Annotated in this window: 6 protein-coding genes; 5 read left to right on the top strand and 1 reads right to left on the bottom strand. The window is 41.4% G+C overall.

Annotation, left to right across the window (positions count from 1 at the left end):
- Positions 1-22 precede the first annotated feature (22 nt).
- The 5 genes from HCZ11_RS09105 (at position 23) to HCZ11_RS09125 (ending at position 8,415) form a co-directional block, all read left to right on the top strand.
- Positions 23-1,399 carry a sigma-54 dependent transcriptional regulator gene (locus HCZ11_RS09105; protein ID WP_167658253.1) on the top strand — a complete coding sequence of 459 codons (1,377 nt, stop codon included), beginning with the start codon at positions 23-25 and terminating at the stop codon, positions 1,397-1,399.
- Positions 1,400-2,680 (top strand): PAS domain-containing sensor histidine kinase, encoded by a 1,281-nt coding sequence (locus HCZ11_RS09110; protein WP_167658254.1) that lies wholly within the window; start codon positions 1,400-1,402, stop codon positions 2,678-2,680. It abuts the gene before it with no gap.
- A gap of 100 nt (positions 2,681-2,780) precedes the next feature.
- Positions 2,781-3,950, top strand: a complete 1,170-nt coding sequence (locus HCZ11_RS09115; protein WP_167658255.1) for a DUF547 domain-containing protein — start codon at positions 2,781-2,783, stop codon at positions 3,948-3,950.
- Between the two features lie 181 nt (positions 3,951-4,131).
- Positions 4,132-5,298: a DUF547 domain-containing protein gene (locus tag HCZ11_RS09120; RefSeq protein WP_167658256.1), complete on the top strand. Its 1,167-nt coding sequence runs from the start codon at positions 4,132-4,134 to the stop codon at positions 5,296-5,298.
- 144 nt (positions 5,299-5,442) lie between these two features.
- Positions 5,443-8,415: a DUF3857 domain-containing transglutaminase family protein gene (locus HCZ11_RS09125; protein WP_167658257.1), complete on the top strand. Its 2,973-nt coding sequence runs from the start codon at positions 5,443-5,445 to the stop codon at positions 8,413-8,415.
- Here the strand turns inward: HCZ11_RS09125 and HCZ11_RS09130 are convergent.
- Positions 8,412-11,861 carry a PAS-domain containing protein gene (locus HCZ11_RS09130; protein WP_130050218.1) on the bottom strand — a complete coding sequence of 1,150 codons (3,450 nt, stop codon included), beginning with the start codon at positions 11,859-11,861 and terminating at the stop codon, positions 8,412-8,414. The two genes, HCZ11_RS09125 and HCZ11_RS09130, sit on opposite strands and share 4 nt — an antisense overlap.
- Positions 11,862-12,067: the final 206 nt, after the last annotated feature.

Raw genomic sequence — 12,067 nt, forward strand, 5'->3', positions numbered from 1 at the left:
AACAGGATAATAAGAAAACATCATGGACAAAATCTTAGTCATAGACGATCAAGCTGATGTACGTCTGGCTGCTACTGTTGCATTACAACAACTGGGCTTACATTGCCTTGAGGCCGAAGGCCCTGAACATGCCCTTGAGTTATTAAAATCAGAGCACATTAGCCTGATTTTGCTCGATATGAACTACAAGCTCGACACCACCTCAGGTGAAGAAGGGTTACGCTTTTTAAAGCAACTAAATCAATTAGGATCGACCATACCTGTCATTGTGATGACCGCTTGGGCTAGCATTGATGTTGCCGTTAAAGCCATGCAATTAGGGGCTGTCGACTTTGTTGAAAAGCCATGGAATAACTTACGCTTAACCGCCGTTGTGCAACAACAACTCAAGCTCAAGCAAAGTAATCACGACAACGCGTGCTTAAAGGCGCTTACCAGTGACACACAAGCACATTACATAGCTAAATCAGAAATCATGCAACTGTTGCTTGCCAAAGCTGAGCGCGCAGCAAAAACCGATGCCAGCATTTTAATTACCGGCGAAAATGGTACAGGCAAAAGCTTATTAGCACATTATATTCATAAGCATTCTCTCAGATGTGATAAACGCTATGTAAGCGTGAATATTGGCGCTATTGCGCCAACGCTATTCGAAAGTGAATTATTTGGCCATAAAAAAGGCTCTTTTACTGATGCCAAAGAAGACCGCTTAGGGCGTTTTGAAATTGCCGAAGGCGGCACCTTATTTTTAGACGAAATTGCGACTTTAAGCCTTGAGCTGCAAAGTAAAATGCTCCGCGTGCTAGAAAGCAAAGAGTTTGAAGTGCTAGGCTCAAGCCAAACCAAAACCGCCGATGTTCGCATTATTTCTGCCACCAATAGTGAATTAGCTACGGCCATTGAGCAGGGTGAGTTCCGCCGTGACTTATTATTTAGACTCAATACCATTGAACTGCACATTCCACCGCTTCGCGACAGAAAAGACGACATCGCCCCCTTGGCAGAACACTTATTATTGGTGCATGGTAAAAAATACCAACGTGCAAATATGGCGCTAAGTCCTGATGCTCTAAACGCGCTAAAAAACTACAGCTGGCCTGGTAATATTCGTGAGCTAAGCCACTGCATTGAACGCGCGGTGATCATGAGCGATAACAACAATATTCAAGCCAATGACCTCATTTTAGATCAACCAAGTTGCGAGCAAACGAATAGTAATGCTGAACAAGCCTTGCCACTATTGCCCCTTGAAGAGCTTGAGAAACAAATGATTCAAAAAGCGCTGCTGCAATTTAATGGTAATGTTATCGCCGCAGGAGAATTTTTAGGATTAAGTAAATCGGCGATTTATCGTCGCATTGATAAACATCAGCTCGATTTAAAAGAAGTAGAACGCTAAATGAGTAGCAAGTTGTCGTTAGAGCAGCGTATTCGACGCTATTTTTTTATGGTTATAGCGGTGCTATTTACGCTTGGTATTGCCCTTTCGCTCAGCTTAAAACTAGATTGGTTTGCCAGTATTAGCCTATTATTGCCGTTTATCGGGATAAGCGCTTTTGCTTTAATTAAAAGCTACCGCGTGATCATCGATGTGATTGAACGCTTTGGTCTGCAACTAGATGCACTGGCAAATGACGAAAGTAATAGTTGGCATTTAGCGTCTTATCAAAGTGGACGAGTCGCAGCGCTTAAGCAAGATTTTGCCAAGCTCAGCAATAAAATAGCCAAAAATAAGCGCCATTATATGCAAACAGAAGAGTTTGTGTTTGAGTTTGCCAGCATGCTGGACTTACCCATCGTTATACTAGACCCCCATGGCTTGATTTACTTTAGTAATAAGGCGTTTAAAAACAGTATTATCCATCGCCAGATTGAAGGTAAATCGGCCAGCGACTTAGGCATTGCCCTGCATGATGGCGAATGGCAACAAAACAACGACTCACTGTTTAAACAACGCTTTCAAATCTCATCGCAGACTTTTTGGCGGACCGGCAGAAATTTTGAATTACTGACCTTCTTTTCAATTGAGCAACAGCTTCGCGATAATGAACAACTTGTTTGGCAACGGTTAATTCGAGTGTTAAATCATGAAGTGCGTAACTCACTCACGCCGATTTATTCAATGAGTCAATCATTGCAAACCCTTAAGCGCCAAGGACAAATTAGCAGTAACGATGATCTCGCCCAAGATATGCTGCAAGTAATAGAAAAACGCGCTCAGCACTTGCTTGATTTTGTGGCCAGTTACAGTGCGTTTGCCAAGCTACCACCCGCACAAAAACAGACAATCAGTAGCGAGCAATTAAACACACGTTTAAGCGCTATATTTCCTGAACTAGTAATAAATAGCAGCGAAGAGTTACATGTTAATGCCGACTTAGGGCAGCTAGAACAAGCATTGATCAACTTGATAAAAAATGCCTTTGAAGCAGGCAGCAATTCTGCCCCAACCCTCACTTGGTCAAGGCAAGGTGATAGCTTAAATATTGCAATTAGCGACCAAGGTTGTGGCATTCAAAACCCTGATAACTTGTTCGTGCCATTTTACTCAACAAAAGCAAATGGCACAGGTATAGGGCTTGTGATCACCCGAGAACTTGTGCGCAACCAAGGTTTTGAGTTATCGATAAACTCAAAACCCCAGCAAGGCACAGAAGCTAACATCACCGTACCTACTTAAGCAACGAAAAAGGTTAGTACTTTAAACAAAAACAACAGATTGTTGCGCTTATAAAAAAACCACGCTATGTTTATTTTTTAAACTACGGAAGGTCATAAAAATGAAAAACGCCATAAAACCCATCGTATTAGCAACATCACTTATTCTAGTTACAGCCTGTAATTCAACGGCCCCTATTAATAAAACAGCAACGACAGCTATTAACCAAGAAAAATTTAGCCAATTTCATCAGTACGATGAAAAATCAAATATCACCCTTGAGTACACTGACTACGGACAAATATTAAATGCCTCGGTGATTGATTTAGGTATGTCAGACCGCTATCGCATTTCACAAAACACAACCAAAATTGGCACCCGGTTGTCGTCGAACCCAAAACCGTCGACTGCAACAGAAGCAAACCGCTTTTATTATGATTCGTACAAAAAGAATCCTCAGATGAAGCAAGACTTGCAAATAGTGCAAGAAAATATGGCCGACCTGCCAAACAAAATTAATTTAAGTAACTTACCAAAATCAGAGTTACTCGCTTACTGGCTCAACCTCTATAACGTGACGGTACTCAATGAATTAGTGCAGCAGTACCCTGTTAAAAACCTGACCAAGTTATTAAACGAAGAACCAAATTTTTTTGATAAGCCACGCTTTAACTTTAATGGTAACCAGTATTCATTAAACGATATTGAGTACAACATTGTTGCACCGCTATTTAACAATGACCCGCTATTAATATATGGCTACTACCGTGGCTACATTGGCAGCCCAAACTTGCTTGACCACCCATATACAGCAAAAAATGTGTTTACCGCCCTGACCACCAATGCAGTGCAATTTGTAAATTCAAACCGCGGTAGTGTGATAGGTAACCATAGCACTCGAGTTTCTTCTTTATACCTTGAAAAGAAAAACTATTTTCCTAACTTTGAAGAAGATTTAGCTGACCACCTTCAATCGTTAGTAATTCAAGAGCCAGATAAAGACCAAGTTGTGCAAAACCTCTCTTTTAGTATCGATAACTACGATATTACCGACATTCTAGGTAGCGATGTTGAATATGGTGGAGGTAACGCGACTGTCGCCGATCCGAGTATAGTAGCAGAGGGCTTCGATACTAATTTTGTTACTTATGGTGAAAACTTAACCAAAGAAGTCGGCCATGTAAGCCCGTTACGCCGCGAGATTTTGCAAAAAATCACGCAAAAATACTATGAAGCAAATACTCGCGTTGAAATAAAAGACTTACCAACTAAAGAGTCTGAAGATAAATAATATAAACCTAAAGCGGCTCGCTATGAGCCGCTTTAATCCCCCTGAAATACCCAACTAAAACACTTAGCAAAACCGCAATAGCCAACTTTAAGTCTTGTTTTTTCTGTGTTAATTACCTGGATATTGCCAATTTAAAGTAAAAGTAATATGTTTATTTTCTGTACTAAGGAAGGTGGTAAAAATGAAAAGCGCTATAAAGACCATCGCATTAACAACATCACTTATTTTGGTAACGGCCTGTAATTCAACGGCTCCTATTAATAAAACAGCCATCACAGCAATTAACCAAGAAAAATTTAGCCAATTTCATCAGTATGATGAAAACTCAAACATTACTCTTGATTACGCTGGCTATGGGCAAATATTAAGTGCTTCGGTCATTGATTTAGGCATGTCTGACCGCTACCGCATCACCTCACACACCACGACGATTGGTACACATTTATCATCCAACCCTAAACCTTCAACAGCAACAGAAGCAAACCGCTTTTATTATGATTCATATAAAGACAATCCTAAAATGAGGCAAGCCTTGCAGGTCATACAAAAAAATATGGCCGACCTGCCAAATAAGATTAACTTGAGTAACTTGCCAAAGTCTGAACTGCTCGCTTACTGGTTCAATCTTTATAACGTGACGGTACTCAATGAGTTAGTCCAGCAGTACCCAGTAAAAAACTTATCTAAGCTAATAAACGAAGAGCCAAGTTTTTTTGATAAGCCACGCTTTAACTTTAACGGTAACCAGTATTCATTAAACGATATAGAGTACAACATTGTTGCACCGCTATTTAACAATGACCCGCTATTAATATATGGCTATTACCGTGGTTATATTGGTAGCCCAAATTTACTTAACTACCCATATACAGCGAAAAATGTATTTACCGCCCTGACTAACAATGCAGTGCAATTTGTAAATTCAAATCGAGGCAGTGTTATTGATACTCATAGCACACGTGTTTCTTCGTTATACCTTGAAAAGAAAAACTATTTCCCTAACTTTGAAGAAGACTTAGCTGACCATCTTCAATCATTAGTTATTCAAGAACCAGATAAAGACCAAGTTGTGCAAAACCTCTCTTTTAGTATCGATAATTACGATATTACCGATATTTTAGGTACCGATGTTGCTTATGGTGGAGGTAATGCAATTGTTGTCGATCCTAGTATTGTGGCACTGGGCTGGGATAAAACATTTACGACCTATGGTAACCACTTAACTAAAGCTGGCATCGTAAGCACATTACGCCGCGAGATTTTGAAAAAAATCACGCAAAAATACTATGAAGTAAATAGTCGCGTTGAAATAAAAGACTTACCAGCTAAAGAGTCTGAAGATAAATAATATAACCCTAAAGCGGCTCGCCATGGGCCGCTTAGACTCACCTCTTCCTACGAGACCTACCTATAAATATTTAATTTTTATTTGGCTCATGCCGTGAAATTCAGTAATTTGTCATATAAAACTAAACGTAATTAGAAAACAACAATGAAATGGATGCACTTACAACTTAAGGTACTGGCTGTTTTTTTATTCTTTGTGAGCTACTTTGCAGCCGCTGAAGATTATCAGGTTGCACCTGCAGCTAACTGGGTAAAACAACATAAGTTACTAACCCCTGAGATTCCTCGAGACCAAATAAAAGACGGGACTTTCTACCTGATGCTCGACACTCAGCTTCAGGTATCTGAACAAGCCCCACAGCAACGCTTTAATCGCACTGTAATGCAGGCAGTCAATCAGTCGGGGGTTGATTATATTAGCCAGCTAAATATTGATTTTGACCCAAACTATCAATCTCTTACGCTCAATAGTTTAGGCATTATTCGTGACGGCCAATATATAGATAAACTAAATAGTGCCGAGCTTCAGGTGTTACAGCGCGAGACCGACTTAGCAAGTCGTATATACAATGGCACCTTAAGCCTAAATGTCATTATTGATGATATGCGGGTCATGGATATTTTAGATTACAGCTATACGGTTTCGGGCAGTAACCCGGTTTATCAGCACTTCAGCACCATGCGTACACTTAATTGGTCTGTGCCGATAGTGCAGCAATTTATGCGGGTAAAGTGGCAAAAGCCTACGCCCTTATATATCAACTTTATGAATGGCGAGTCGCCAGTTACTAAAACCAAGTTAGATACGGGTTTTGACTACCAAATTAGCCAACACAATGAGCCGACCCTTAGCTCTGCAAGCGAAGTACCGCATTGGTATTCGCCTTACAAGGAAGTGTATTTTTCTGAAGTAAATAATTGGCAAGAGGTAGTCAATTGGTCGTTACCTTTGTACCAATCTGCCATCGAAGTTAGCCCTGCTATTGAAACAATTGCCCGTCAAATTAAGTTTCAACATGCCGATTTAGAGTCTCAAATTGTGGCTGCCCTGCGCTTTAGCCAAGACGAAGTACGTTATTTGGGCCTAGAAATGGGCACCAACTCGCACCAGCCTACTCCCGCATCAGAAACCTTGGCACTGCGCTATGGCGACTGTAAAGACAAAACCGTCTTGCTCATTTCTTTACTTAAAGCGCTCGGCGTAGAGGCTCACCCTGCTTTAGTTAACACTGAAGACAGAAAACGTACTGCTAGCTTACCGGTCTCCCCTAGTTTATTTGACCATGTCATTGTCACCTTAGAGCACCAAGGTAAACGCTATTGGCTTGATCCAACCATTTCGTATCAGCGCGGCGATTTAGAACATTTAGCTCAACCGAACTACGATGTAGCGTTAATCATAAAGCAAGGTGAGACAGGCTTTACAGATATGTTCACAGAGCCTGCCCTAAAACGCCTACAGGTTTTTGATAGTTATCAGATCCCAGAAGGTATTGATGAGCCAGTTAGTTTCTCAACTCAATATAAATACGGCGACTTTGAAGCAATTAGCCGCCGCAGCTCAATCGCTGAAAACAGCTTAAAAAGCATAGAAGATGATTACCGCGAATATTATCAAGATACCTACAAAGGCTTACAAACAGCCAAACCTATGCTGGTTGAATCTCCAAAGGACACCGGTCAGCTAATTACCAATGAGCACTATACTATTGATAACTTTTGGCGACCTAAGGGTAATGATTTTCAAAACGACTTTTACGCCAGTGAAATTCAAAACTCAGTTTATAAGCCGGAACAGCGAGAACGTAACAATGCACCAATATGGTTTCGTTACCCAAATAATATCGAAACAACCATAAAGGTTACGTTTACGGATACTAAGTGGCAGTTTAATGATGAGCAGGTCACAGTCGACAACCCATTTTTTCATCTCGAAAAACGCGTGACATTTAAAGACTCGGTGTTGACCTTATACTTTGATTACAGTGCGAAACAAGATCATATTCCAGCCGATCAAATAGACCTTTACCTAAGCGAGCGTAAAAAACTCAATAACGCGACCCATTACGGCATCATTAAATACGGCACAAATAGCGCCAAAACCACACCAGCGGATGACGAAACCAACTGGTATAGCGTTTTTATTTTAAGTTACTTGGCGGCAATAATCTTTTTCATCGCGGCTTGGCGTATAGAAGCAAGTAACCGCCCAGTTTTTGCTGAGCAACAGTTCTACCCTGTCAGTAACAGTAAGTTTGTTATTTACAGCTTATTGAGCTTAGGAATATTCATTAACTACTGGAGCTATCGCAACTGGAAAGCGATAAAAGAGCAGCAACAAAGCCATATTATGCCGATTGCTCGAGGGATATTCGCACCACTGTTTTTTATTCCGTTGTTACTTGAACTTTGCAAGCACAGCGAACAAACCTTTGGCAAAAATAAGATCATGCCCGTCGCGGTTGGGTTCGCGTTATGGCTGGCGATTATCATTTCTGAAGTCGTAAGCTATAACTGGGAATATGGTACTTGGCTGTTTTTAGTTATACCTATTCTATGGTTGCCACTGGTTAATTACATTCAAAACCTCAAGCAACCACAGCAGGCTCTTGAGTACCACTCTCAGTGGCGAGCGAGGCAGGTTATGATTTCGATATTCATGTTGCCTTGGCTATTTTATGGCTTAATTTATGAGCTATATTTGTTGCCAAGTTCAACCATAGTAACCGGTGATAAGCTTTGGTCTTATCAAGTTAACTTTTTAAAAAGAAAAGAAATTATTCCTGCTAACGAGAATGTACATTATTTTTATAGTGACGCATTTTTCGATTTTAAAACTGATGGAAACGGCATCACAGAAAACACCATTTTTAGTTACTGGGAAAATGAGCAAGGTGTGCTCGAAAAAGATCAACGCCGCTTTAGTGACATTAAAGAGATCAACGTTGATTATGCTAAAAGCGCCCTACTAACCTCTACGCTAACGGTCATTGACCACAATGGCGATGAAATGCTGTTATTTTTGAGCCATGAAGATGACTTAGATAAGAAGTTTGTCGCTGAGGTAGAGCGCTTAATTAAAGCTAATACCCCAGCAACTGAGCAAAACGCAGATTAAGTCAGTCGCTTAATCATGCGTTTTAAAGCGGGCGCTTTCAGAGGCTTATAAAGCAATGGATAGCCCGCATCTAGCACTAACTCGCGTATTCCTTCGTCATGATTCGCGGTATTAACGATGGCAGGTAAGCGTGTTAGTGCAGCTTGCTCAATCACTTCAAGGCCCGTTACCCCATCATCAAGCTGATAATCAATAATCAACAATTGCGGCAGGGCTTGGCTTGCCTTTAACTGCTCAAGCTCCGCTAAGTTAGTGGCCGTTGATATTTCGCAGCCCCAATTTTCGAGTAACTGCTTTAATGCCTCTAATACGTTTCGGTCGTTATCAAGCAGCCAAATGCGCAATTGCCCCAGCTCTGTTTCTTGTGATGCCTCTGCCCCTTTCGCTTGCGCTGGCGCAGCACTCACTTTACAAGGCAGAGTGAGGGTAAATTGCGTGCCTTTACCAAGCTCAGACCCCATCACTAGGGGTATTTTAAGTAAGTCACATATACGTTTAGTGATTGCCAACCCTAAGCCTAACCCCTCGGCGCTTGGTTTTGCACCAAGCTGTTTAAACTCTTGGAAAATAGTTTGTTGATCGCTCGATGCAATACCGATCCCTGTGTCTTCAACAATAAAGGATACATGGTCGTCGTCGTACTGCATTTTTAAGCGCACTTCACCTTGCTCGGTATAACGAATCGCATTACTCAAAAGGTTACGCAGCACTCGTCGCAGCAGCGCTTTGTCGGTATGCAAGCGCACATCGCAGGTTTCAATAATAAACTTTAAGCCTTTTTCGCGGGCAAGGGCTTCGTAGTCATTACGCAGCGGCTCAACCAACGAGCTGGCAGCAAACTCACTCATTTGTACTTTAAACGAGCCGGAATCGAGCTTAGTTAACTCTAAAATACTCGATAACAACTCTTCGGCACTGCCCAGTGAATTCTTAATATTCATCGCCAGCTCTTTAAGTTCAGTATCTTGGGCTTTTTCATTCATTAAAGAACAAAACAAGCTCGCAGCATTGAAAGGTTGCAGTAAATCATGGCTAGCAGCAGCAAAAAAGCGCGTTTTACTGACCGTTGCTTGCTCCGCCACTTGCTTTGCCATCGACAGCTCTTGGTTTGCTTGGGTCAGAGCTAAAGTGCGTGCCGCTACTTTTTCTTCAAGGCTAACATTTGCTTCGGTTAACGCTTTTTGTTGTTTTACGAACTCGGTGATGTCGGTATAGGTTGTTACAAAGCCGCCACCAGGCAGTGGGTTACCTTGCATTTCAAACACACGGCCATCATTGTGCGAGCGCTGATATTTATAAGCACTACCTTGGCGTAAATAAGCTAAGCGTTTTTCGACTTCGCTGGTCATGCTCTCACCGCTAAATAAGCCGCGCTCGGCATTAAATCGAATAATATCAGCTACTGGGCGGCCAATGTATAAAGCATCGTCAGGATAAGCGAACATGCTTTTATAACCCTGGTTCCAAGCAACAAGACGCAGCTCACTATCAACCACACTAATCCCTTGTTGAATATTTTCGATTGTTGACTGCAATAAATCACGATTAAACTTAAGTACTTGGCTCGCTTCATCAACAAATTCAGCAACCTGCTCTAAAGGCTGACGCTGCTCATTTTTAGCCACATCTAAAATAAGCCGTGCTGATGCTCCCCCAATCACCGCTGACATCTCGCGCTCAACTAATAGCTCTAACTCAACATTGGCAGGACGCTTCCACTTACTTTTATCATCCGGAAAGTAATGATTTACCAAAGACTGTGCAGCTTCTTTTTCGGCAAATCGCTGCATTAGCGCGCCTAAGTCATGGTAACTCAAAGGCTGTAGATGATTACTCACTCGAGAATCACTAAGCTGAGAAACAAACTTATTGCTCTGCAAACGCTCAGCCAAAGTTGCACGACTAAATAACGGCACTAGGAAATACACTAAACAGTTCGCACCTAACGATAACAGTAGCGCCTGGCTGATGCTTTCCATACCTAAAGAGAATAAATCAGTAGGTGCTAACCAGCTTATTCCCCAAGGTCCATTCTCAAGCCATAAGCTATCGCTACCTAAACCTCCAGCGATATTCGGCAGTAAAAGTGTGTAACCCCAAATAATAAAGCCGCTCAAAATCCCCAGTTGCGCACCACGACACGATGCTTGTCGCCACCATAAGCCAATGATCATGGCCGGTGAAAATTGCGCGACTAAGGTAAACGACATCAAACCCACATTTGCAAGGGTTGTGCTTTCACCCAGCACTCGGTGAGTAAAATAACTAAGCAATAAAATCAATACGATAACGATTTTACGAGCATGTAATAGATTGTTTTTATCAAGCCCGCGGCTACTCGATGTAAGTTGAGAGCGGCGTAAAATAAACTGGTTAATAAAGTCATTGGTGATCATCACTGAAAGCACAATTGATGACACTATCACCATACTGGTTGCCGCTGAAAAGCCACCTAAAAAGGCTAATAACGCCACAAAAGCATCATCAGCTGCCATAGGTAAAGCTAATACAAAGGTGTCGTAACCGACTTCTTGGCCTTGAAAGTAAATTAATCCGGCGTATGCAATCGGTAGAATAAACAGATTAATGAGTAATAGATAAATCGGAAATAGCCAACGTGCCGAGGCCAGTTCTTTATCGTTATTTTTTTCGATAAAGCTCATGTGGAATTGTCTTGGCAAACATAAGGTCGCCAAAATACCGAGTAAAGTATGGGCAACATACACATAGGTTGGACTTTGCGTGGCAGCCACTTGCTGATCAATATTTAGATCTCGGGCTTTTTCAAACAGTGCTACAGGACTGTCGAACAAAGCAAAACAAACATACAAACCCACCGCTAAAAACGCCAATAACTTAACCACTGACTCAAAAGCAATACTGGCTATCAGGCCTGGGTTATGCTCACTGGGTTTTAAGCGCCGAGCACCGAACAAAATAGCAAAAAGTGCCAACACGATGGTGATATAAAAAGTACTATCGGCCCACACTTCGTGGCTTTGCATCATTGAGCGGTTAGTTAGTAAATTAATACTTTGTGCAGTTGCACTTAGCTGTAAAGAGATATAGGGCACAATTGCAATCACTGAAATAAGTGAAATTAGCCCAGATAAGCTAGACGACTGACCATATCGCGTAGCGATAAAATCAGCCATCGAGGTTATTTTTTGTTGCCTACAAATATGCGCTATACGGCAATACACTTGCCAACCAAAAATAAATAGCAAAATGGTGCCGGCATAGGTCGGTGCCAACCACCAGCCGTTATACGCAGCTTGTGCGGTAGTACCAAAAAACGCCCATGAAGTGCAATACACCCCAAGAGACAAACCATAGGTTAACCCTTTGAAGGGTAATACTTTTCTTTTATCAGCCCACCCAGCAACCGCAAATAAAATTGCCAGATACACAATTGCAAGAAGGCTTATTGACCAAATTGAGAACATCGTATGTGATTATTTTAATTGTTATAGCCCCCAGCATAGTTTTTATTGCTAGTAATTTACAGCCTAACTTTAGTGCTAATGCACTGTATTACAGAAGGTTAAAAAACAGACACAAAGAAATGAGAATTATTTTCAATTGGGTATTGACAGATATTCAAATCTAATTGATAATCAATATCAACAAGACAACGAAGTACTTGTTCGGA

This window comes from Pseudoalteromonas sp. HF66 (assembly GCF_011806445.1).
GTDB classification, from domain to species: domain Bacteria; phylum Pseudomonadota; class Gammaproteobacteria; order Enterobacterales; family Alteromonadaceae; genus Pseudoalteromonas; species Pseudoalteromonas apostichopi.